19 protein-coding genes are annotated in these 24,670 nt (G+C 47.5%); 8 read left to right on the forward strand and 11 right to left on the reverse strand.

The window, feature by feature from the left end; genetic code table 11:
- The first annotated feature begins 56 nt into the window (after positions 1 to 56).
- Entirely contained in the window at positions 57 to 641 is a 585-nt protein-coding gene (locus EA26_RS15630; protein ID WP_039429834.1) for a Maf family protein, read from the forward strand.
- 20 nt (positions 642 to 661) lie between these two features.
- Here EA26_RS15630 and rluC read toward each other — a convergent pair whose 3' ends face one another.
- Entirely contained in the window at positions 662 to 1,615 is a 954-nt protein-coding gene (gene rluC / locus EA26_RS15635; RefSeq protein WP_039429837.1) for a 23S rRNA pseudouridine(955/2504/2580) synthase RluC, read from the reverse strand.
- Between the two features lie 598 nt (positions 1,616 to 2,213).
- Between rluC and rne the strand changes: the two genes are divergently transcribed.
- Positions 2,214 to 5,378: a ribonuclease E gene (gene rne, locus EA26_RS15640; RefSeq protein WP_039429839.1), complete on the forward strand. Its 3,165-nt coding sequence runs from the start codon at positions 2,214 to 2,216 to the stop codon at positions 5,376 to 5,378.
- A gap of 57 nt (positions 5,379 to 5,435) precedes the next feature.
- On the opposite strand, the gene EA26_RS15645 is transcribed toward rne, so the two are convergent.
- The gene (locus EA26_RS15645) at positions 5,436 to 5,891 is read right to left on the reverse strand and encodes a low molecular weight protein-tyrosine-phosphatase (RefSeq protein ID WP_039429841.1); all 456 of its coding nucleotides are present in this window, start codon (positions 5,889 to 5,891) and stop codon (positions 5,436 to 5,438) included.
- Positions 5,892 to 6,067: 176 nt separating this feature from the next.
- Here EA26_RS15645 and cobO point away from each other — a divergent pair, with 176 nt between their 5' ends.
- A complete protein-coding gene (gene cobO / locus EA26_RS15650) occupies positions 6,068 to 6,673 on the forward strand; it encodes a cob(I)yrinic acid a,c-diamide adenosyltransferase (RefSeq protein WP_039429844.1) in 606 nt (201 codons plus the stop codon).
- An 83-nt stretch (positions 6,674 to 6,756) separates the two neighbouring features.
- Here the strand turns inward: cobO and EA26_RS15655 are convergent, their stop codons facing one another.
- The 3 genes from EA26_RS15655 to apbC form a co-directional block, all read right to left on the reverse strand.
- On the reverse strand, positions 6,757 to 8,865 hold the full coding sequence (locus tag EA26_RS15655; protein WP_039429847.1) for an AsmA family protein: 2,109 nt from the start codon (positions 8,863 to 8,865) through the stop codon (positions 6,757 to 6,759).
- A gap of 141 nt (positions 8,866 to 9,006) precedes the next feature.
- Positions 9,007 to 9,648: a uridine kinase gene (gene udk / locus EA26_RS15660; protein WP_039429849.1), complete on the reverse strand. Its 642-nt coding sequence runs from the start codon at positions 9,646 to 9,648 to the stop codon at positions 9,007 to 9,009.
- A gap of 182 nt (positions 9,649 to 9,830) precedes the next feature.
- The gene (gene apbC, locus EA26_RS15665) at positions 9,831 to 10,907 is read right to left on the reverse strand and encodes an iron-sulfur cluster carrier protein ApbC (protein WP_039429851.1); all 1,077 of its coding nucleotides are present in this window, start codon (positions 10,905 to 10,907) and stop codon (positions 9,831 to 9,833) included.
- 160 nt (positions 10,908 to 11,067) lie between these two features.
- On the opposite strand from apbC, the gene metG reads away from it, so the two are divergent.
- A complete protein-coding gene (gene metG, locus EA26_RS15670) occupies positions 11,068 to 13,140 on the forward strand; it encodes a methionine--tRNA ligase (protein ID WP_039429853.1) in 2,073 nt (690 codons plus the stop codon).
- Positions 13,141 to 13,351: 211 nt separating this feature from the next.
- Entirely contained in the window at positions 13,352 to 14,158 is an 807-nt protein-coding gene (locus EA26_RS15675) for a hypothetical protein (protein WP_039429855.1), read from the forward strand.
- A 38-nt stretch (positions 14,159 to 14,196) separates the two neighbouring features.
- Here the strand turns inward: EA26_RS15675 and fadR are convergent, their stop codons facing one another.
- A complete protein-coding gene (fadR, locus tag EA26_RS15680) occupies positions 14,197 to 15,036 on the reverse strand; it encodes a fatty acid metabolism transcriptional regulator FadR (RefSeq protein WP_039429858.1) in 840 nt (279 codons plus the stop codon).
- A 642-nt stretch (positions 15,037 to 15,678) separates the two neighbouring features.
- Between fadR and nhaB the strand changes: the two genes are divergently transcribed.
- On the forward strand, positions 15,679 to 17,268 hold the full coding sequence (gene nhaB, locus EA26_RS15685; protein ID WP_039429861.1) for a Na(+)/H(+) antiporter NhaB: 1,590 nt from the start codon (positions 15,679 to 15,681) through the stop codon (positions 17,266 to 17,268).
- A gap of 89 nt (positions 17,269 to 17,357) precedes the next feature.
- On the forward strand, positions 17,358 to 17,894 hold the full coding sequence (gene dsbB / locus EA26_RS15690; RefSeq protein WP_039429862.1) for a disulfide bond formation protein DsbB: 537 nt from the start codon (positions 17,358 to 17,360) through the stop codon (positions 17,892 to 17,894).
- A 72-nt stretch (positions 17,895 to 17,966) separates the two neighbouring features.
- On the opposite strand, the gene EA26_RS15695 is transcribed toward dsbB, so the two are convergent.
- Positions 17,967 to 18,575, reverse strand: a complete 609-nt coding sequence (locus EA26_RS15695; RefSeq protein ID WP_039429865.1) for a YecA family protein — start codon at positions 18,573 to 18,575, stop codon at positions 17,967 to 17,969.
- Positions 18,576 to 18,745: 170 nt separating this feature from the next.
- On the opposite strand from EA26_RS15695, the gene dusC reads away from it, so the two are divergent.
- Complete coding sequence (dusC, locus tag EA26_RS15700) at positions 18,746 to 19,711, forward strand: tRNA dihydrouridine(16) synthase DusC (RefSeq protein WP_039429867.1); 966 nt, start codon at positions 18,746 to 18,748, stop codon at positions 19,709 to 19,711.
- Positions 19,712 to 19,753: 42 nt separating this feature from the next.
- Here dusC and malZ read toward each other — a convergent pair whose 3' ends face one another.
- From malZ to EA26_RS15720, 4 genes are all read right to left on the reverse strand, one after another.
- The gene (gene malZ, locus EA26_RS15705; RefSeq protein WP_039429869.1) at positions 19,754 to 21,598 is read right to left on the reverse strand and encodes a maltodextrin glucosidase; all 1,845 of its coding nucleotides are present in this window, start codon (positions 21,596 to 21,598) and stop codon (positions 19,754 to 19,756) included.
- Between the two features lie 153 nt (positions 21,599 to 21,751).
- The gene (locus EA26_RS15710) at positions 21,752 to 22,546 is read right to left on the reverse strand and encodes an ABC transporter ATP-binding protein (RefSeq protein WP_039429871.1); all 795 of its coding nucleotides are present in this window, start codon (positions 22,544 to 22,546) and stop codon (positions 21,752 to 21,754) included.
- Positions 22,543 to 23,478, reverse strand: a complete 936-nt coding sequence (locus EA26_RS15715; RefSeq protein WP_039429872.1) for an ABC transporter permease — start codon at positions 23,476 to 23,478, stop codon at positions 22,543 to 22,545. Before EA26_RS15715 ends, EA26_RS15710 begins: the two co-directional genes overlap by 4 nt.
- Positions 23,479 to 23,538: 60 nt before the next feature.
- Entirely contained in the window at positions 23,539 to 24,504 is a 966-nt protein-coding gene (locus EA26_RS15720; protein ID WP_039429874.1) for an ABC transporter substrate-binding protein, read from the reverse strand.
- Positions 24,505 to 24,670 lie beyond the last annotated feature (166 nt).

Below are 24,670 nucleotides of genomic sequence, written 5' to 3' on the forward strand. Positions count from 1 at the left end.
GGGTCGCTTTTGATCCGTTATGCTAGGAAAAATGCTCTGCCAAATTGTAAATTAAAATGGAAAATTACCAACTAGTTTTAGCCTCTACCTCGCCATTTCGCCAGCAACTGCTTGAAAAACTGTCGCTGCCCTTTACGACCCAATCGCCAATTTGTGATGAGACGCCTTTGCCAAGCGAATCTCCACAAGATCTGGTTTTACGATTGGCACAAACCAAAGCGGAATCTTGTTCACTGACCCAACCAAGCTTAGTCATTGGCAGCGATCAGGTCTGCGTGATTGGTGGAGAAATTGTTGGCAAGCCACTCTCTAGAGAGCAGGCTATACAACAACTACTCTCACAAAGTGGTAAAAGCATTGATTTCTATACCGGTTTAGCCGTATTTAACAGCCAAACTGGACAAACGCTGAGCAAGCTAGATACCTTTCGCGTCCACTTTCGCCAGCTTTCCCAAGCACAAATTGAATACTATGTCGATGTAGAACAACCTTTTTACTGCGCTGGCAGTTTCAAGAGTGAAGGATTAGGCATTGCGCTGTTTGAACGGTTAGAGGGCAAAGATCCCAACACCTTGATCGGGCTGCCTCTCATTGATCTGGTCGATATACTGGAAAAACACGGATGTAAAGTACTGGGATAATCAGAATAAAGGGATGACCATCATCCCTTTTTCTCACTTCGAAGAGAGGCTAGCACCGCCTCTAGCTGCTCACCCATCGGCGCGTTGATCTCCATTGACGCTTCGGTAGCCGGGTGCACAAAACGTATGTTGGCCGCATGCAGAAACAGACGATCTAAGCCATGTTGACCTGTGTAAGCATCAAATCGGCGATCACCATATCGATCGTCCCACGCAATAGGATGGCCGCTGTACTGTGTATGGACACGAATTTGATGCGTTCTGCCGGTAATCGGACTCGCTTGCACTAACGTCGCCTGGGTAAACTTTTCCAGCACACTAAAGCGTGTTTCAGAAGGTTTGCCATTCGGATTAACGCGAACGATACTATTCACTTCATTCTTCAACAGTGGAGCATTAACCACCTTACAGCTGTTTTTCCACTCACCCATCACCAACGCGAAATAATACTTCTTAACTGTTTTTTCGCGAAACTGCGCTTGCAAATGTCGTAATGCAGAGCGCTTTTTAGCCACGAGTAAGATTCCAGAGGTGTCACGGTCAATACGATGCACCAGCTCTAAAAAACGCGCCTCCGGTCTTAACGCTCGTAGCGCTTCAATCGCACCAAATTTTAAACCGCTACCACCGTGTACCGCCGTGCCAGAGGGTTTATTAAGGATCAACAAGTGATCGTCTTCAAAGATAATCTGCTGCTCAAGCTCTGCTACCCGGTTGAGTTTGGTGCTGGGTGCGACTTCTGGTGTTTTTTCTTCCACCGTTACGGGTGGAATACGTACCACGTCGCCAGCTTGCAACTTGTACTCTGCTTTGATGCGCTTTTTGTTTACTCGCACTTCTCCCTTACGCACGATTCGATAAATCATGCTTTTAGGGACATCTTTTAATTGGTTACGCAAGAAATTATCAATGCGTTGACCAGCCATATCCTCATCGATTTCGACGGATTGGACTTTCGTTCTGATTTCGTTCATGGCGCTATTGTAAACGTAAACGGGCTTAAGTTCACAGAGTCTTTCTTTTCCCTTAACGACAAAATTTACCTATCTGCGCCATAAGGTTCGTTCTCGCTTTGTTCTCCCAACAATAAAGTTACCCACAGGTTACTAATCACCCACCAATTGTTTATAAAGCCAACAGCGGCAATAGGTAAAATTGAACTCAAGCTAAAAACTTTCAACGTTTGCGTCAAAGGCGATTGCTGATACTCCGTCGCACTGCTATAGTTCACGACTGCGAAGGTAGGTCCGGTTGATTACTTGTATATAACCGACCGTTTGTCCACAAGCACACCGAGTAGTTTGTTGACGTTTGAATGCGGCAACTGGCGTAAGACATCTCAACATCAACATAACTGTCACACTACTCATCGCACACTCATGTTGAGTAATTACCGATATTGATGCGGCTCACAGGCAACCGATGTTGTTTGTGATGACTGACGTGCCCTAGAGCATCCCCCTCCAGCCGGGAGGCTGCAATCTGTAAACCACGGGATCAGGCACCATGAGATAGCGAACTTTGTGACAGAGACAAAAGACAACAAAAGATAAAGACAACGAGAAATTTTCAATGAAAAGAATGTTGATTAACGCAACTCAAAAAGAAGAGTTGCGTGTCGCTTTGGTTGATGGCCAGCGACTTTACGATTTGGATATCGAGAGTCCTGGGCATGAATCGAAGAAAGCAAATATCTATAAAGGGCGTATCACACGCGTTGAACCAAGCTTAGAAGCCGCATTCGTCGATTACGGTGCTGAGCGACACGGTTTCCTCCCTCTCAAAGAAATCGCCAAAGAATACTTCCCTGATGGTTACACCTACCAAGGCCGTCCGAGCATTAAAGAAGTGCTAAAAGAAGGTCAGGAAGTGATCGTACAGATCGAGAAAGAAGAGCGTGGTAGTAAAGGCGCGGCTTTAACCACGTTCATCTCTTTGGCGGGCAGCTACTTAGTGCTGATGCCAAATAACCCTCGAGCAGGTGGTATTTCTCGCCGTATCGAAGGTGACGAGAGAACCGATCTCAAAACGGCCTTAAGCACACTCGAACTACCACAAGGTATGGGCTTGATTGTCCGCACCGCAGGGGTAGGCAAAAGTGCAGAAGAACTCGAGTGGGATTTAAATGTACTGCTCAATCACTGGGCGGCAATCAAAGACGCTTCTGAATCAAATCCAGCACCGTTTTTGATCCACCAAGAGAGTAACGTCATTGTTCGTGCTATCCGCGATTATTTACGTCGCGACATTGGTGAGATCTTAATCGACAGCAACACCATTTTTGAACGTGCCAAAGAGCACATTCAACTGGTTCGCCCAGACTTTATCAGCCGTGTGAAGAAGTACGATGGTGAAGTGCCGCTTTTCAGTCACTATCAAATTGAAAGCCAGATCGAGTCCGCATTCCAACGTGAAGTGCGCCTACCTTCTGGTGGTTCTATTGTTATTGATCCAACAGAAGCACTGACTTCAATTGATATCAACTCTGCCCGTGCAACTAAAGGCGGCGACATTGAAGAAACCGCTCTAAACACCAACTTAGAAGCAGCCGACGAAATCGCTCGCCAGTTGCGTCTGCGTGACTTAGGTGGTCTGGTGGTGATCGATTTCATTGATATGACACCAGTGCGCCACCAACGCGAAGTGGAAAACCGTTTGCGAGAAGCGGTACGTCTCGATCGTGCACGCGTACAAATTGGCCGCATTTCACGCTTTGGTCTGCTGGAAATGTCGCGTCAGCGCTTGAGCCCTTCTTTAGCAGAAGCAAGCCATCATATTTGTCCTCGTTGTAGCGGCACAGGTGTGGTTCGCGATAACGAATCTCTAGCGCTTTCTGTTTTGCGTTTAATTGAAGAAGAAGCACTGAAAGACAATACCGCCCAAGTATTGGCTGTGGTACCTGTACCGATTGCTTCTTATCTGTTGAACGAAAAACGTCGCTCAGTGAACCACATTGAACGCATTCAAGAAGTGAAGATCACTGTGGTGCCAAACTCCGACATGGAAACACCGCACTTTGAAGTGATCCGTGTACGCGAAGGCGAAGAGGTGGATCTGCTTTCTTACTTGCTACCGAAGAAACTGGAAGCAATGAAAGAAGCGGAAGGAAAAGAGAGTTCAGAAACAGAATTCAAGTCGAAACGCATTGAAGAACCTGTTTTGAAAGGTTTCGCTTCTCCGGCGCAATCGGCGCCTGCACCAAAACCAGCACCACAAGTGAAAGAAGTAGAAGCTCAACCTCAGCCACAGCAGCCAGGCTTGTTTAGCCGCTTCTTTAGTGCGCTGGGTAACTTCCTGTTTGGCTCTGCACAAGACAAAGCTGAGACAGAGAAACAGCAGACGCAAAGCGAAGGCGAAAAAGACGACAAACGTCAGAAACGTGAACGTCACGATCGTAATGATCGCCGTCTTAACAGTCGTGAGCCTCGTGACAACCGTGAACCTCGTGACAACAAACGTCGCCGTAAGCCACGTGACGAGAGTGCTACCGTAGAGTCCACGCAAGATGAAAACGCGAAACCGCGCCAACAACAAAAGCGTAAGCCGAAAGCGGCTCCGGTGAAAGCAGAAGCACCTGTAGAAAACAAAGCGAACCCTAAAGTCGCGGAAAAAGGTTTACAGCTCGCTTCAGAAGCACAAGGGGCACAGAAGCTGGATTCTGTTAAAGCTAATGTGAAGGCAGAGAAAGTTAAAGAGCGTCGTCAGCGTCGTAAACTGAACAAATCTGTACGCGTGAAAGATCAGGTTCAAGACGAAACGGTAGAAGAAAACGTATTGGCTGCGACGCCTGCGCTAGAGCAAAACGAAAGTTTCGTTGCTACGCCAGTTGAAGCAGCGCTTCAAACCGCCGCAACCATTGATACAGACAATGTCGATGAGCAAGACGAAGATAAAGAGGCGAAACCACGCCGCAATCGTCGTTCGCCACGTCATCTTCGTGCCAGCGGGCAACGCCGTCGTCGTGGTCGTGACCGCCGTCCAAATCCTTTCCGCCTACGTAAAGGTGGTGTTGCGTCACCAGAAATGGCAATGGGTAAGGTAATGCCGCGCTACATTCCAAAACCAGTTGCGAAGAAAGAGCAAGTCGCGAAAGAGCCTGTGACAGAAACCGTTGTCAAATCAGCAGTGGTTTTACAAGGTGGTGTTGCTTGCCCAGAACTCGCCATGGGTAAAGTTATTGTTCGACGTGACAACCATGAACAGCAGAAAGCAGACTCTGTTCAGCACAACCAAGCGGCTGTTGAAGTTATTGAGCAAGTGGCAACGCCTGTCGATGCACAAGAAGCTGTCATTGTGGCAGAAGAATCTTTCGTTGCAGCAAAGGAACCTACATCACAAGCAGACGTGGAAGCTGTGAACGAATCAGCTCAAGAAACGGCTGAACAGGTTTCGGTTGCCGTTGAAGAAACGGTTGATGAAACTAATGCTGAAGTGACGACTCTGGAAACGACTTCTTCTCAGGTAGAAAGCAAAGAGGAATCGGCAGAGAATCTGGTCAAAGTCGAAGCACCGGTAGAGGCAACTCAGCCCAAGCTGGAAAAGCAAGCGGTGAGTGCGCTATCTAAGCCACATGCCTTTGCGCCGATGACCAAAGCGCCTGGTCCACAGGAGTTGCGTGAGATTACCGTCGTCGCAGCCGCGTTCCGCTCTGAGCGTTACGTTCAACGCGGTGCCGGTAGTCAGGTGGCAACCAGCCAAGCTTCTGCTGAAATGGCAAAGCCGCAATCGACAAGCTAATCTAACCTCTCTAACTCAAAGGGCTACTGAACAGTAGCCCTTTTGCTATTTGAGCTTCTAGTTCTTGCACTTTTCCAAGATGGCATCTGCCGCCTGTTCAATCAGATCCAGCACCTGCTCAAACCCTGCATCACCACCATAGTAGGGATCAGGGATCTCATCATGCTCGCAAGAGCAATGGCTCAAAAAGAGCGAAATCTTATGCTGGTACTGCGCAGGACAAATCGCAAAAAGATCGTGAAGATTTGCCTTATCTGCCGCAAAGACCATATCAAAGTACGCAAAATCCTCTCCTCTCACTTGCCGCGCTCGAACTCCTTGGAACGAGTAGCCTCTTTTCTCTCCAGCGCGTCGAGAACGATGGTCTGGCTGCAATCCACTGTGATAGTCAATCGTCCCCGCTGAATCAATTTCTACCTCCATACCCAGATTCATTGCTTTAGCGCGCAGTACCGCTTCAGCCGTCGGAGAGCGGCAAATGTTTCCCATACATACAACCAATAGTTTTTTCATCGCTTCATCCTTGGTAATCGCCTTCTTTCAAACTCTGACTCTAACAAGCGACAACATTTTTCTAAAGAAAATGCTTTTTAGCGTGCACCATTTCTATTTAACCCTAATGATTACAAGTACTTTGTAGTTAGGTTTTCCGTTACTATGGCGAAAAGGTAAATATTATTGGAGTTGATATGCACTCGGAAGAGAACAAAGAGAGTCGCCATAAGGAACGACAGCAGAAAATTAAACAGCAAGTCGATGCCAAAATCGCCGCCGCACAGGAAGAAAAAGGCTTGTTACTGGTGATCACAGGCAATGGCAAAGGCAAGTCCACTTCCGGCTTTGGCACCATTGCTCGTGCCGTCGGCCACGGCAAAAAATGCGCAGTGGCGCAATTTATTAAAGGGACCTGGGACAATGGCGAACGCAATTTGCTGGAAAAACTAGGCGTTGAGTTTCAAGTCATGGCGACCGGTTTTACTTGGGAAACTCAAAACAAAGAGACGGATACCCAAGCCGCACAGCAAGTTTGGCAAGAGTGCAAGCGCATGCTCAAAGATGAATCACTAGACGTGCTTCTTTTTGACGAACTCACCTACATGGTCAGCTATGGTTATATTGATTTAGATGATGTGGTGGATGCGCTAGCGCAGCGTCCTCACATGCAATCGGTGGTGATCACCGGGCGCGGTGCACATCGCACTCTGATCGAAATGGCGGACACTGTCTCTGAAGTGAGAAATGTGAAACACGCTTTTGAATCCGGTATCAAAGCATTGAAAGGGGTTGATTGGTAGCCTTTTCCTCGTCACACATCGCTTGCAATAAGGGCGACTTAATGGTCGCCCTTATTGTGTTTAGTTTAATTTACTTATTGCGTTTAGTTGAACAGTCCTTTTAACAATCCATCCACCGCTTGCTTGGTTTTTTCATCTTTGATCTTATCGGTCAACTTCTCGACTCCGCGGTCGATCTCTTTTTGCGCTTTCTGCTTGAGCACATCGTCAAACACTAGCTTGAATTTTGGATCCGCCCAACTGCCTGAAATGTTGATAGGAATTGTCACGTCTCTCAGTTCATCAATATCCTTACCACCCTGACCTTCTAACGTGCCAACAATGGAAGTACTGACCGTAAAATCAACCGTTTGATTGATGTAGTTTGCTTCTCCTTTCCCACGAATACGCAGTAGCGGAGATTGCATGTGCATGTTATTGGTTGTCACCTTGCCTTTGTTCAACGTCAACGTTGCCGTCATTGAACTGAAGTCGGTTTTTTGTACTCCATCGGTCGCGTCTAACTTTTCACCTTTAATCTTGGCGTAGTTTTCACGAATCATCTGCGCGACGTTAATTCCGTTGACGGCACCATCAGCAAAATTGATTTCAACTGTACCGACAAGGTTTTTCTGAATACCGCTTGGCGTTAAGCTTGCACCCTTGACATCAACATCGATATTACCCGTACCTTCCAGCTTGTCGTTTTGTGCCACATCTACCAATAGCGGTTGCACTTGGACACCTTTGATGCGCTTTTTCACACTATAAGTGGCGGGTGATCGGCGGGCATCCAGTTTCGCACTGGCGTTGATAGAGCCTTGATAGAGATTGGCATCAAAGCGATCTAAGGTCGCGATACCACGGTTCACAGTGAACTTGGTGATGACATTTTGCAGCTTGGCATTGTTGGCTTTGAACTTATCAATGTTTACTTGACCGATCACATCCAACGTTTTTAACGCGCTCAGATCAGGCTCAACGTCGTTGTTTACCTCTGGATGCGCTTCTTTGTCATTGCTGCTGTTTGTGCTTGCCGTTTCTTGCGATGGCTTGGTTAGGCCGAGAAATTCATCGAGATCAATCTCTGGGCTGTGCAGCGAAAAACGCACTTGGGGAATCTCAGCTAACGTCACATCGGCTTTACCGTCTAAAGCAATGGCGTTGGCGGTCAGTTTATTAAGCACAAGCGATAAATGGCTGCGCGGCACATCAAAGGTCACCTCAGAGCTCATTGCCACCTTCATCGGTGATTGAGGCAGTGATTCCCCATCGAGTTGAGATTCCAACTGGAATGCCTTCACCATCACGGTACTGATTGCCGCATCCACATGCAACTGCGCCGAGCCGTTGGCCGAAAGGTCCATACCGGATGCTTGGCCTTTGACTGCAAAGGTCAGTGCGTTGTCTTTATCAAACTCGAACGTGTCCAGCACCAACTTGATGCTATCCATCTTCGTGGCTGGATCGCTAAACTGACTGTTCAGCTCAATATTGCGCAGAGCATAAGAAGAGAAATCTTGCGCCAACTGAAACTCTAGCTTGCCGTTTGCGCTGAACTGTTGCTGGTTGTTTTTTCCTTTGGCTGAAAACTCCGCTTTAGTCCATTGCTCAAAGGCAAACTCTGAAAGTGAGAAATTCACATCATAGAGTTCAAGTGAAGTACCCGCTTGTCTATCTTGGTTAACGAGTTTGGCATTGCTCACCGTGATCCCTGCCAGCTCAATACGCCACTCTGCCGCCACGCTAGCTTGCTGTGGAGCATCCGCAGGGGGCTCCGAGATCACCTCTTGTTGAGCCGTCTCTTGCTGCGTTTTTTGTTGCTGAGTCAACGCATCAATATTCTTTTGCCCATCTTTACGCGTCTCTAAATGAAATTCCGCACCATCAAGGCGAACATCACCAATCTGCAAGACTTTATCGAGCAGAGGCATCACCGAGATATCGATCCCAACGTTCTCAACTTTAAATAAGTTTTCTTGAGAAAAGCCCTGAGGATTCTTTAATTCCGTTTTGCCTAGAGCAAAACCAATCGAAGGAAAAAATTGCCATTCAATGTCACCTTCAATCACCAACTCTAAACCCGTTTGCTTGGCCACTTGTTCGGTGATCAGCGGTTTAAATTGATTGGGGTTCACTAAGGTCACTAGCGCTATCACTGCAATCACGACAACCGCGATAGACGCAGCCAAAATAAGGAACAGTTTTTTCATATGCGTATTCCTTTGCATGCAAGAGTTGAGACAAGAACAGAGAAAACACCTATTTTGCGCCGTTCTTGCTCCAAAAAAGAAAGTGGCACTTAAAGTGCCACTTTCTCAAATAAAAATAAAGCTCGCTGACGAGACAATGACTTAAGCTTTCAATAGTTTTGCAATGTGCGCTTTCAGTACATCAATCGCAATGCGGTTTTTACCACCACGAGGGACAATAATGTCCGCGTACTGTTTTGAAGGCTCAATAAACTGCATAAACATTGGGCGCACAGTCTGCTGGTACTGTTTCAGCACCGATTCCATGGTACGGCCGCGCTCTTCTACATCACGTTTCACACGACGCAGCAGACAGATATCCAGTGGCGTATCCATAAAGACGGTCGCGTGCATTAAGTCACGCAAACGCGGATCGGTCAAAAGCAAGATGCCTTCTAGGATGATCACTTTTTTCGGCGTCATGGTAGTGGTATTGGCCGTGCGAGTATGTTCAGTATAGCTGTACTCAGGGACTTCAACCGCTTCACCTCGGGTGAGCTTTTCTAGGTGCTCGCAAAGCAGATCGTGGTCGAGTGCGCTCGGGTGGTCGTAGTTAGTTTTAACGCGTTCTTCCATGCTCAAATGGCTTTGATCATTGTAGTAGCAATCTTCCGTAATCACACCGATTTGATGGTCGCCTACTTTGGCACGAAGTTCATTATAGATCGTGCTGGCAATCAGACTTTTTCCAGAAGCTGACGCGCCCGCAATACCGACGATGACGCATTGATTATTCTCAGACATTAGTTGCACCCGATGATGATTTTGTAGCAGTAGGAATAGATAAACCGCCTGATTATAGGGAGTTCATCCTTTAGATACTAGTCGCTTTTCCTGCTTTAACGCCCTTTTCTCCGGTGGCGGAGAACAAAAAACCAAGCAAACGATTACTTGGTCTTTTTTTCATCCAAAATCGACGGGCTTATTTAATCAAGCCGAGTGTAGAGAATGGTCTCTGGTTTTGCCTTTCCTTGCCAGTACAACGCACTGCATATACGCTCCGCAAGCTGATAATAGCGCTGCGCGTGTTCACTTTCTGGTCGCCGACAAACCGTTGGCACACCAGCGTCAATGTCTTCGCGCATCTCAATATGCAGTGGGATCTGGCTTAGCAGAGCAAGTCCATACTCTTTGGCCATCTCTTCACCACCACCATGGCCGAAAATCGCCTCTTGGGCCCCGCAGTGTCGGCAAATATGGTAACTCATGTTCTCAACCACACCGAGCACCGGTACGCCTACTTTACGAAACATCGCGGCCCCTTTGCGCGCATCCGCCAACGCAAGATCTTGCGGCGTGGTGACGATAACACTGCCTGCCACTGGCACTTGCTGTGATAAGGTCAGTTGAATGTCACCGGTACCGGGAGGCATGTCGATGACTAAATAGTCGAGATCCGGCCACTGAGTTTCATTGAGCAATTGCGCCAGCGCTTTGGAAGCCATCGGCCCGCGCCAAATAGCGGCTTCGTTTTGATCCACTAAGTAACCGATTGAGTTGGTATAGATGCCATGCGCCAGCACGGGTTGCATCCATTTTCCCTGCTCGACGTCTGGCTTTTTATTTAGTGTGCCGAGCATAAGCGGCAAAGACGGGCCATAAATATCGGCATCAAGCAATCCGACCTTTGCGCCACTGGCCGCTATCGCCAGTGCCAAATTAACCGCCGTAGTAGATTTGCCCACACCGCCTTTGGCGGAGGTAACCGCGATGATGTTTTTTACTCCACTTACAGCGTGAGCAACTGGCGTTTCCATCGCTTTGACTCGCTGCTCAATAGTGAACCCCACCTTAGCCGCCTCGCCGCTTGCTTGCTGCTGCTCTACCCAACTCGTCAACGCTTCGATCAACGATTTGGCAGCAAAAGGCAGCGTGATGTGCAGCCCACCATCGGCTTTTAAACTCACCACACCGTGCATATCTGCCCACTGCGGTATCAAAGCCCAATGTTCGAACTGATTAAGCCAATAAGAGAAATCTTGTTTTGAAGTGAATTGACGCATATCGCCTCCTCTGTTGACTGCATCCTATCACCGAGTAAAGCACGACTGAACCCCAAAAAAACCAGGTGATTATCCTCTGTCACACCTTGGACTTACCGATTTACTGAGTTAGTATTATCAATCAAATTTTTATACCTATCGAGAAAAGCGAATATTAAGTATGGCAAACGATCCAAGAAACTTTCCCCCAAGGAAATTGCTGGTAACTTGTGCCCTTCCGTACGCTAACGGTTCGATCCACCTTGGTCATATGCTTGAGCATATCCAAGCGGACATTTGGGTTCGTTACCAACGCCTACGCGGCAACATTGTAAATTTCATCTGTGCTGACGATGCTCACGGCACGCCAATCATGCTTAAAGCTCAACAGATGGGTATGTCGCCAGAGGAGATGATCGCTGCGGTCAACGTGGAGCACCAGAAGGACTTTGCTGGCTTTGATATCAGCTTTGATAACTACCACAGCACGCATTCAGACGAGAACCGCGAGCTGGCTTCGCACATCTATCTACAACTGAAGAAAAATGGCTTTATCTCTAGCCGTACTATTTCTCAGTTGTTCGACCCTGAAAAAGAGATGTTCCTACCGGATCGTTTCGTTAAAGGGACGTGCCCAAAATGTAAGTCAGAAGACCAATACGGCGACAACTGTGACGCTTGTGGCGAAACCTACAGCCCAACTGAACTGATTAACCCGAAATCAGCGGTATCAGGCGCCACACCAGTTATGAAAGATTCAGAGCACTTCTTCTTCGACCTGCCTCAGTTTGAAAGCATGCTCAAAGAGTGGACTCGCTCTGGCTCTCTTCAAACTGAAACCGCCAACAAAATGCAAGAGTGGTTTGAGTCGGGCCTGCAGCAGTGGGATATCTCCCGTGATGCACCTTACTTCGGTTTTGAAATTCCAGGCGAAAAAGACAAGTTTTTCTACGTTTGGCTAGATGCGCCAATCGGCTACATGGGTTCATTCAAAAACCTATGTGATAAGCGTGATGATCTTGATTTCGATGAATACTGGAACAAAGACAGCAAAACAGAACTGTACCATTTCATCGGTAAAGACATCGTTTACTTCCACAGCCTGTTCTGGCCAGCGATGCTAGACGGTGCTGGTTTCCGTAAGCCAAACAACGTTTTTGTTCATGGCTACGTTACGGTCAACGGCGCTAAGATGTCTAAGTCTAAAGGTACTTTCATCAAAGCAAGTACTTACCTAGAGCATTTAGATCCTGAGTGCCTACGTTACTACTACGCAGCAAAGCTGAACAGCCGTATTGACGACCTAGATCTTAACCTTGAAGACTTTACTCAGCGCGTCAACGCCGATGTGGTGAACAAGATCGTCAACCTAGCATCGCGTAACGCTGGTTTCATTGCCAAGCGCTTTGAAGGCAAGCTCGCTGAAAACTTCGTCGAGCCAGAGCTTTACAACGAATTTGTTGCCGCGGCAGAGCGTATCGCAGAACTTTACGAAGCGCGTGAGTTTGGTCGTGCGATCCGTGAAATCACCGCGTTGGCGGACAAAGCCAACCAATACGTTGATGAAAAAGCGCCTTGGGTTGTGGCAAAACAAGAAGGTAAAGATCAGGAACTGCAGGAAATCTGTTCTGTTGGTATTAACCTGTTCCGCGTTCTGATGACTTACTTGAAGCCTGTGATGCCAGCGCTTGCTGCTCGCACTGAGGCTTTCTTAAATCAAGAGCTGACGTGGGAAGGGATTGCTCAGCCATTAACGGCACACGAAATTACCGCGTTTAAAGCGCTGTTCAATCGTATCGATCCGAAAAACATCGAAGCCATGATTGAAGCATCAAAAGAAGATGCGGCGGCTGAAATGGCGGCAAAAGAGAAAGCGGAAGCCTCTAATGCAGCTCAAGAGACTGAGCTCAGCAAAGATCCAATTGCCGATGAAATTGAATTCGATGACTTCGCAAAAGTTGACCTTCGTATTGCCAAAATCGTGTCTTGTGAATCGGTGCCAAAAGCGGACAAACTTTTGAAATTCCAATTGGATATCGGCGGTGAAATGCGTCAAGTTTTCTCTGGCATTAAAGCCGCTTACAACCCCGAGGATCTGGTTGGTAAATACACTGTTGTGGTTGCTAACCTCAAACCACGTAAGATGAAGTTTGGCATGTCTGAAGGCATGATCCTAGCGGCAGGCCCTGGTGGCAAAGATCTCTGGATCCTTGAGCCGCATGAAGGCGCGCAGCCTGGCATGCGTGTGATGTAACCCGCCGCCAACCTTTTACTTCTCTCCAAGCCTCGCGATATAAATGCGAGGCTTTTTTGTGTCCTATTTCACACTTTTGGTGATGACTGCACCAAATTGGCACAGAAATTTTCACTAGAAAAATCTAACCATTTGAATTTAAACAATTAATATTCTGGCATTAAACCTGCTCTACCCCTTTGTGGCTAGGAACGCATACAAGGAGTAAGTTATGTTTGTTTTACTGTCATCATTATTGTCTATCGCCGTTTTAGGTTCACTCTTCTACCTTTCACAAAAGCGTGAAAACCGTTACATGCAGAAGTATCAAATCCTTAGCACATTGAGAGAAGTGGTGCACTTAACACGACAACACCGCTCTGCGGCGCATTTGAGCTTGCTCTACAAACAGCCTCACTGTAGCGAGATTAAGCACATTCAGGAAGAAGTGTTGTTGCGTTGTCAGATGTTGATCGATCTCACTGCGATAGACAGCAAGCCTTTGTATCGCATCCTATTGAATCAATACACGTTTCTTTTTAACAATTGGCAGGAAAACAGCGTGGCAAAAAGTCAATTTCACCATGGTAAGTTGATCCGTCATACACTCTACCTAATCGATGAAGTGACTGTCAGTTGGTTGGCCGAGTCAGAACGTGATGAACTGAGTGATGAATACCACGGTCATTGGCAGATTGTGATTGAAAGTCTTGAAGCATTGACACAGCTGCGCATCTCAATCCAAGACATTCAAGATGAGCAAGGGCTAACGCGATTTCGTCATAATGCAGAGAGGATGGTTAGAAGACTGAATCAATTAGCGCTGATAAGTCCTTTGAGTATCGCCTCTCCGGCTGGGATGGAAATCACTCGTGCATTAGAGGCATACGCAGAATCGGCAGAAAGTCGTCCGATAAAGACCGAACTTTATGAGCTGACCAGTCAAATTTCGGCGGCCATTTTTACCAGCTATGACGCCATGTTAGATGAGATCATTGAGAGTGTTTACCTGCCACTGCCCAAACTGTCCATCGCTTAAAAGAAAACCGCCGATTTGGCGGTTTTCTTTATTCGCTTCTAAGCATCGTCTTCCGTGAAATTGGTCGGCAACTGCTTTTTCATCTCGTTCCAAATCATCGCGCTTTCAATGCCATATTGACGAATAAGGCCTGGTAGCTGCTCACGTTGACCTGACTCGCAGATCTGGAGTAACTGGCGATAAAACTTCAGAGCAAGCGCTCGCGAAGTCGGGTTAGAAAAATAGAAGCTTCCAACACGATCATACAGTTTTCTTAGACCATTAAAGATGAGGCCGTAGATTTGGTTTCCGGAGTGGAACGCCAAACGTTGAAACAGCATATAATCATAAAAATTGAACGTCTTCGCCACCAGAATTTCCTGGCGCTTGACTTCATCTTTCTCATTGTCTTCTTTTACATTTTGTTGAATTTTGTCGGCATAAGGAGACGATGACAAAAATGCATCCCACGATGGCGCTTCAAGCAATTGTTCACAAGAGTCAATCACATTCCTGATGGTTCGCTCAGAGCTCTCTTTATTCACTTTGAACGCATAACGCATAAAAATAGGACTGATGTTGGTGCGCGCCGCCAGAAGATCTTCCACGATGTTAGTCGCGTTATCGACATCAAGCGTCATCAAGGTATCTAGGATATGCAGACCAGATGTTTCCATAAACTGGTTTACTTTGGTTGGCTTACCATGCTGAATAGTCAACCAGCCATCGCGAGCCAAGCGCTGCAACACCTCACGCAGTGTTGTTCTGGTTACCCCAATCAATTCAGAGAGCTCACGCTCGGCAGGTAAAATAGAACCGGGTGGAAAGCGACCATTCCAGATGCTTTCAATAATATACTTCTCTGCAAAGCCCGCAGGGCTCTTTGCCTTAATAACCATTATATTTTGTTATCCAGTTTTTGTTTTGGCGTCTTCAATGGCACTCATCATACCACTACTTATTCAATAGCGAAAATTTCCTAACAATAAATGAAACTAAACTGCAATATTGTATATTTACTCTAATCCCAAGTGGGTACTGAAAGACTAGAAAGTTGAAGAAGATTGTCAAAAATGACAGTTTATGACTATCGAACCACGCACAAACCCAGAATAAATAAAGGGTCATTCGTCACATTTTTAAATTGAAAAACTGAAAATTAAATTTGAGTGAATCACTTAAAACACCACCTTAATTTATCTTTTTTCTCCTTTGAACGTAAATTATGATGATAAGAGAACTTTTGCATACTTTTCATGGTATACTTGTGCTACTTCGATCGCGTTTTATGAAACAAAGTCGCTATTTGTCAATCTGAAGGGGATTTCTTGTTGACTAAGTGTTACTTAATAGTAGAGTTGCGGGCGAAAAGGAGCGGTGCTTAAGTTCAAGGGAAGTAACTTGGCAAAACTACATGAAAACAAGGATTTGTTGTTTTTCTAAGTTATTGTTTTTAAGATAGATGTTTCGTCTTTGACACATAGGCTTAAGCACTATGTTGTAGTGTCTATTCATAACTCAGTTAAATTAAGAGAATTATCATGCCGATATCGCTCGGAAACGCTTTTATCAAGAATTTTCTTGGTAAGGCACCTGATTGGTATAAACTTGCCATCATTTCTTTTCTAATCATTAACCCTATCGTTTTTTTCCTCGTCAATCCTTTCGTAGCAGGCTGGCTACTGGTGGTAGAGTTCATCTTTACGTTGGCGATGGCACTAAAATGTTACCCACTTCAACCCGGCGGTTTATTAGCGATTGAGGCAATTGCTATCGGGATGACCAGTCCAGAACAAGTCAAACATGAACTGGTTGCGAATATCGAAGTGCTACTGCTCCTGGTATTCATGGTAGCTGGCATCTACTTTATGAAGCACCTGCTTCTGTTCATCTTCACTAAGATCTTGCTCGGAATCCGCTCTAAGGCGATGCTTTCTCTAGCATTCTGCTTTGCGGCCGCGTTTCTTTCGGCATTTCTAGATGCCCTGACGGTGATCGCTGTCGTTATCAGTGTTGCCGTCGGGTTCTACTCAATCTACCACAAAGTGGCCTCTGGCAGCGGGGTAAGTTCAGACCACGATCATACCCAAGATGATCACTTTACTGAGCTAACTCGAGATGACCTTGAGAATTACCGCGCATTTCTACGCTCACTATTGATGCACGCAGGTGTGGGTACTGCACTCGGTGGCGTAACCACTATGGTTGGCGAACCGCAAAACCTGATCATTGCCGATCAAGCAGGCTGGCTGTTCGGTGAATTCTTGATTCGTATGGCGCCAATCACACTGCCTGTTTTTGTCTGCGGCTTACTCACTTGTGTTGCGGTTGAGAAGTTTAAAGTGTTCGGCTATGGCGCTGAGCTGCCTGACAATGTTCGTCATATCCTGGTCGATTTTGACAACGAAGAGCGCAAAACCCGCACCAATCAAGACGTCGCAAAACTGTGGATTCAGGGCCTGATTGCGGTTTGGCTGATTGTTGGACTCGCACTGCACTTGGCTGCGGTCGGTTTGATTGGTCTATCGGTTATCATCCTCGCCACTGCCTTCACAGGAGTGATTGAAGAACATTCACTGGGTAAAGCGTTTGAAGAAGCGCTGCCATTCACTGCGCTACTAGCGGTATTCTTCTCTATTGTTGCGGTGATCATCGACCAAGAACTGTTTAAGCCTGTGATTGATTCAGTATTGGCTCTCGAAGACAAAGGAACACAGCTTGCGATGTTCTATGTTGCTAACGGTCTGCTCTCTATGGTTTCAGACAACGTGTTTGTTGGCACTGTTTATATCAACGAAGTGAAAACCGCCTTGCACGAAGGTTTGATTAACCGCGATCAGTTTGACTTGCTGGCGGTTGCTATCAACACGGGGACCAACTTACCTTCGGTGGCCACACCAAACGGTCAGGCGGCATTTCTGTTTTTATTGACTTCGGCCTTGTCGCCTTTGATCCGCCTCTCTTATGGACGTATGGTGCTGATGGCACTGCCATATACGGTCGTGCTCGCTTTGGTGGGTCTGTTTGGTATTGTGTTCTTACTTGAGCCGATGACTGCCTGGTTTTATGACGCTGGTTGGATTTCGCATCATGTTGGAGCCGTTTCACACGCAGTTTCTAGTGGCCACTAAATATTTCCATTGATTAAGAAACTTATCCAAGATAAAAAGCTCTGAGTACTCAGGGCTTTTTTATTTTCTTTACAAAAGGATTGCTTAAAGTGACTCTTTTTTCATCACTTAATCGGTTTTCTCGTAGTCGTGCCTCATGGCTACTTTTGTTGATTTTTGTTCTTTTCTTCGAGGGGGCAGCCCTCTTTTTCCAACATGTCATGCTACTTTCGCCCTGCGTGATGTGCATTTATGAACGAGTCGCCATGTTTGGTATTGGTGGCGCGGCACTCATAGGGCTAATAGCACCGAGCAACCCATTGATTCGTTGGCTTGGTTTTGCGGCTTGGGGAGCCAGTTCATACAAAGGCTTAGCGCTGGCGATGCAACACGTGGACTACCAGTTTAATCCATCTCCTTTTGCAACCTGTGATCTGTTTGTCACTTTCCCTGATTGGGCACCGCTAAACCAGTGGGCACCTTGGCTGTTTGAGGCCTATGGAGATTGCAGCAAAATCGTTTGGCAGTTCTTAACTTTATCCATGCCACAGTGGCTCGTGGTGATATTTGCTGCCAACCTCGTGGTCCTCGCGTTTGTGATGATTTCCCAGTTCTTTGCCATCAAAAAAAGAAATCCCATTCGCTAACAGCTTGAGCAAAGATGAAACAAAGCCGGGTGATTTCCCGGCTTTTTGCTTTCTCTACGTTGTAGACCAATGTTACTGCCCGCAACACTGTTTGAATTTCTTACCGCTACCACAAGGGCATGTATCGTTGCGGCCGATGCCTTTGTAAGGATTCAGACTTTGCGATTTGTTGCCAACCATCAGTTCATCGGCGGCTTGTGCTACTTCGTTGAGCATCAGATCGAGCTGAGGCAGAAAATCACCCAGCTGCGGTGGCGTCTCGATTCCTGCCGCCTTCATTTGCGCTTGAGTTTGTTCTTGGTCGATAGCCAGCATCAAGCACGTTAACCATGCGCTGAGCATACGCTGCGTACCGTCATTGATTTGCACCTCTTGCCACTGCTCTTCCACCATCGGCCATAGCGACATAAACCCTTCGGCAAAATCCGCTAATGCTTCTTGATTTTGCTCGAGTAGTGTCTGCAGCGAGTACTCATTGCGCAGAATGCGATTGTGTTGCTTGTGGATCTGCTCTGTGACCGCATGACGAATATCGTCAGAGACTTCGCCCAGTAAGCTGGCTAGCCATTGTTCTGGATCGGTCGGTTTGACGGTCAAATTGGCAGCAAAAACAGCCCCTTCAATAAACCAGGCTGATTCTGGGCATGTGGAAGTCGTGAGGTCGATAAGTTGGTATTGCATTGTCTTTAACTTTTTTCGGCAATTTTTTCAGTAAATAGCGCCGATTATATACCTAAGCTTGGCCACGTGGTGGATAAATTCGTTGTGGCTTTTGGGATCCCTCTTATCGTGACAAGCGAGTCGCTTATCGCTACAATCGCGCCTCGTTTTGACAGAGGCAAAAATTAGCGATGCGTGTAATATTGGGACCGATGGAAGGAGTATTGGATCATTTGATGCGTGAGATGCTCACAGAGATCAATGATTACGATTTCTGCGTCACCGAATTTGTTCGCGTGGTCAGTCAGCCACTTCCCGATCATGTCTTCTATCGCTTGTGCCCTGAACTGCTGCAAGGCTCAAGGACACGTGCTGGTGTGCCAATCAAATTGCAACTTCTAGGTCAAGATCCACATTGGATGGCAGAAAACGCGGTACGAGCAGCCGAGCTTGGTGCTTATGGCATCGATCTAAATTTTGGTTGCCCGGCGAAGATGGTTAACCAAAGTAAAGGTGGCGCGGCGCTGTTGCAACATCCAGAGCTTATCTATCAAGTGGTCAAAGCGTGCCGAGAAGCCGTTCCTGCGCATATTCCTGTCTCTGCCAAAATTCGCCTAGGTTGGGAAAATCCAGAAGATTGCTTTGAGATCGTCGATGCAGTCGAACAAGGCAAAGCGGATGAACTGACGGTGCACGCCCGAACCAAAACGGGCGGTTACAAAGCCAGTGAAATTAAGTGGCACTATATCGACCAGATCCGCCAGCGCTGCAACATTCCTCTGATCGCCAATGGCGAAATCTGGAATTACGCCGATGGGCAAGCTTGTATAGCAACCACAGGGGTCGATTCTTTAATGGTATGTCGCGGCGCGCTAAATGTGCCGAACTTAGGCAATGTGATGAAACATGATCACAAGGCGATGCCGTGGGATCAAGTGGTGGATTTGCTACTGCAATACAGTGAATACGAGGTACGCGGCGATAAAAGTAAGTATTACCCGAATCGCATTAAGCAGTGGTTTGCCTACTTACGCCAAGCTTACCCTCAAGCCGCCCCACTCTTTAGTGACATTCGTACTCTGACCCAAGTTGAGCCGATTGTGACTCATTTGCAGCATTATCGCGCGCAGCTCCATGCAGAAAGCATTCCTGCATAAAATGAAAACGTATCGGCCGCTGGTACGCAGCGGCCGAGAGCCTCACTTCGTGTCCACCATCCATACGGAAATGGACTCTGGTGCAATCTCCATGCACATCTCTTCACTAATGGCTAAAGGCGCGCGTTGCTCCATCATCGGCGTCAATTGGCCTGCTGATATTCCCGTTTGCCAAAATGGTAATGAGATCGGCTGTGTTTGACTGGCTAAATTGACAACCACCAGCGCGCATTCTTCTCCCAATTGGCGAGTAAAGGCAAAGTGGTCCTTCTCTATCGCCAGAAACAGTATTGCGCCTTGCTGTAAACAAGGATGGGTTGTTCTTAATTGGATCAAGCGTTGCACATAACCAAACCAAGGGGACGTGTCGACCTGTTCCCAAGGAAAGCAGCGTCGATTATCGGGATCTTGTCCGCCTGCTAAGCCCACTTCTGTCCCATAGTAAAGGCACGGCGTGCCAACATACGTAAACAACAGCCCGAGTGCGATTTCCATGTAACCTTGGTGCTGATTGAGCAAAGTAATAAAACGTGCGGTATCATGGCTATCGAGTTGATTGAGCTGGCTTAATTGGTTGAGCCAAGGAACTTTCGCACGCGCTTCATTGAGCCATTCGACAAACTCACAGCCATCAATGGCAATCGGATCGTAAGCAATATCTTGTTGTGCCAGTAGAGCTCGAACTGGGTGGGCAAAACCGTAGTAGTTCATTGAGCCATCCTCTTGCTCACCTTGCAGCCACTTAGTGGCCTCGAAAAAATGTTCTCCGAGCACGTACGCCTGTGGGTTTTGCGCTTTGGTCGCCTGACGAAATGCCTGCACGTAATGGGGATTGTTGTAAGCCCCTTCCCCTTCACCGAGCATATGGATCACATCAAACCGCCAGCCGTCAATTTGATAAGGCGCTTTGAGCCAATGGCGTATCACCGCATCTTCACCTTGGTAGATGTAATCTCTTACCGCTTGATGGGCAAAATTGAGCACTGGTAAGTTCTCAATCCCTTTCCAACCGATGTAATTCTTCGTATCCCCATCAAAGAAATAGTAGTCACGGTAAGGCGAATCACTGTGATGGTAGGCACCGTTGTCTCCTTTCCCGCCGCGATCGAGCCAAGGATGCTCGCAAGAGGTGTGGTTAAACACCGCATCGAGTATCACTTTCATGTCGCGCTGGTGTAATGCTTGCGTGAGCTCGGCAAACTCCTGATTGGTGCCAAGATGCGGATCGACCGTCAGATAATCGGTCGTATCGTACTTATGATTACTCGGTGCGGTAAAAATAGGGTTGAGATAGAGCGCGCTCACGCCCAAGGTTTGTAGATAATCCAGTTTGCTTGCGATACCAGCCAGATCGCCGCCATAAAACTCACAGCCACCGTAGCCAGAGCCCGTATCAACCGCCTCTCCCCAAGCTTTGGCCACCACCGGGCGCGTACCATTTTTTACTGTGTACTCACCATCTTTCACGCTGATATCAGGATTGCCGTTGCAAAAGCGATCTGGGAAGATTTGATAGAAAACCTGCTCTTTCACCCACTCTGGCGGTTGATGCTTAGCATTGTATTTAAAGTGATATTCGCTGCCCGGCATACGCTTTTGCACCCCGCGAGCATCTAACCAATACTGTCCATCTTCCGTCAGTACTTTGAAGACATATTGAGTGACATCGCGGTCACTGTTGAGCGCGAAACTTGCTCGCCATTGCTTTAACGCCCCGACTGGCTCAATCGGTTGCATCTCGACTAAGTACTCTTCATTATCGGGTTCATGTCTGAGATAGACCTTTTTAATGCCTTGCGATTGAGTGCGAAGTGTCACCTGCGCTAAGCCTTGGCTTAAGCAAAATCCATCTTGAGTCTGCGAGTGAAAAAGAAAGGGATGCGTCATTTGAGGTACTCTGGTTGTTGCTTTGCTTTATTGTAAAAGCGCAAACAACCGAGAAACTCCCCCCTTAAAAAATAAATAATCCTTTATTTTTCAAGGGGAGATCACACTTGGTAGGCGTATTGTTAGGGGCGTAGAGATGTGACGCGACTCTTTTTAGTTGAGCAGTAAGCTGTCGTCCGCTAACTCTTCACCACGCACTTTCGAGAACATTTCGAGCAGATGAGTCACCGTCATTCCTGCCCGTTGCTCTCCGGCGACATCCAAAACAATTTCGCCTTGGTGCAACATGACGGTGCGATCGCCACACGCTAGCGCATCTTTCATTGAGTGAGTCACCATCATCACAGTCAGGTTAAACTCTTTGACGATGCGTTTGGTCAGATCGATGATAAACGCCGCCATACGAGGGTCTAAGGCTGCGGTATGCTCATCCAGCAAGAGCAGCTTACTGTCTGATAAGGTCGCCATCACCAAACTCACGGCTTGGCGCTGCCCGCCCGATAGCAGGCCAATACTGTCGCCCAGCCTATCCTCTAAACCTAAACCCAGAATACTGATGCGCTCTTGAAAGAGCTTTCTGCGCTGGGAAGAGAGCGCTAAGTTCCAACCACGAGATTTCCCGCGCATGTAAGCCAAAGCCATGTTCTCTTCGATGGTCAGCGCGCCGCAAGTACCCGCTAATGGATCTTGAAATACACGTGCGCAAAGCTTAGCCCGCTGGTCTACGGTTTGATGGGTCACGTCGGTGTCATCAATCAATACTTTGCCTCCGACCATCGGCGTTTCACCTGTTACCGCGCCCAAAAGTGTTGATTTACCTGCGCCATTTGAGCCAATAACCGTGAGAAACTGGTGCTCCGGCACTTCTAAACAGACACCACGCAAAGCGCGATTTTCAAGAATAGTGCCGCGGTTAAACGTCACCTGAATATCTTCCAGCCTAATCATGCCGTACCTCCTGATCGACTTTTTCCACCCGCCACTTTGGCAGGGCTAACGGACTTTTTTATACTGAGGTTTCCTTTCAGTTTCGGCGCGATCAAGGCAATCGCAACGAGAATGGCGGTCACTAAGTTGAGATCCGATGCTTGTAAACCGAACATGCCAGAGCTCAAGGCAAAGGCAACGGCTAAACGATAAAGAACCGAGCCAACAATCACCGCTACGACGGCGACCCAAATTTTACGACCTGAGATCAACGTTTGGCCTAAAATGACCGCCGCAAGACCGACTACAATGGTGCCAACCCCAGAGGTAACATCGGCAAAACTATTGGTTTGCGCAAACAATGCCCCCGCAAAGCCGACAAAACCGTTCGACAGTGCAAGGCCAAAATAGGTATAAAAAGAAGTGCTTCCACCTTGCGCGCGCACCATTCGAGCATTAACCCCCGTGGCACGCAAACCCAGACCAAAATCGCTGCTCAGCAGACGAACCACTAACCAAGCTGAGATCAACACTAAGATACCAACCACCAATGGACGAACCAGCATAGGATCGCCCAAAGACTCAAACGGCGTGAGAATGGTTTCTTCCCCAAGTAGAGCCATATTTGGCCGGCCCATGATGCGAATGTTGATGGAGAACGCGGCAATCATGGTGAGAATGGATGCTAAAAGGTGCAATATTCCGCAGCGCACTGCTAAAAATGCCGTTACCCAACCGGTCATTGCGCCAGCAAGAATCGCCATTCCAGTGGCAAGCCAAGGGTTAACGCCCGCCACGATTGCCGTTGCTGCAACCGCCGCGCCCATCGGAAAACTACCGTCAACACTGAGATCAGGAAAATCCAACACACGAAAGGTGAGAAAAACGCCCAATGCGACCAAACCGTACAGCAGGCCAAGCTCTAAAGCTCCGAAAAATGCAAAAGCAGACATAGTCACTCCTTTAATTCTGCTCAAGAATTGGGCCAGCTTCCCGCTGGCCGATGAGGAGGATTACTGAACGTCTGTCGCGCGCTCAAGTACAGAAGCAGGAATCGTTACACCGAGCTTAGTAGCAACACGCTGGTTCACCACTAAATCAGAACCAGTGGCGACTTTTACATCCAACTTGCCCGGTTCTTGGCCATCTAAAATGGCTGCGACGTACTCTGCCGTTTGTACACCGACTTGATAGTAATCAAAACCTAAGCTCGCAATCGCCCCTTTTTCAACATAAGAGGTCGCCCCTCCAAACACCGGGGTTTTCGCTTGGTTTGCAGCACCAATCATCCCTTCGATCGCACTGGCAACGGTGTTGTCCGTCGGTGCATACAGCACGTCAGACTTAGCCGCAATCGCTTGAGTCGCTGACTGAACATCAGCACTTTTCAGCGCAGTGGCTTCCACCACCTGTAAACCCTTCTCTGCTGCACTCTTTTTCAGCAACTCGACTAGCGTCACCGCGTTGGCTTCACCTGGGTTATACACCACACCAATCGACTTGGCATTCGGCAGAATTTCTTTGATAAGGTCAACATGCTGAGAAACAGGAGAAAGGTCAGACAAACCCGTCACATTCTTGCCCGGTTGCTGCATAGTTTTGACCAGCTTCGCCCCAACAGGGTCAGTTACCGCAGTAAACACCACCGGAATAGAGCGAGTCGCCGAAACCAAAGCCTGCGCAGTTGGCGTAGCAATGCCCACTAATACATCTGGGTTTTCCCCAACAAACTGACGGGCAATTTGCACCGCAATCGCTGGGTTGCCTTGCGCTGTTTTGTAATCAAATTCGAGATTTTCCCCTTCAACATAGCCTTTGGCTTTCAGGCCATCGAGCAATCCTTGACGCGTTGCATCCAAGGCGGGATGTTCAACGATTTGCGATACCGCAACTTTGGCAGTTTTCGCTAATACCGATTGAGATGAGAGTAATGCAGCACTGGCAAGAACGGCCGTCGCGATCAGTTTTCCTGCTTTCATCTTGACTCCTTGATTTCAGCATAATTTAGGTGGGTGATGTTGTGTTTGTTTATTGTGTTCGATCTTTATTGTGTGCACTTTTCGTGCATCTGAATGACATTATTACCAGTAACTTAGCGTGATGGAAAGTGGGATTTAACAGAAAACAAACAAAAAGGAGAGATAA

The organism is Vibrio navarrensis (genome assembly GCF_000764325.1).
Taxonomy (GTDB): domain Bacteria; phylum Pseudomonadota; class Gammaproteobacteria; order Enterobacterales; family Vibrionaceae; genus Vibrio; species Vibrio navarrensis.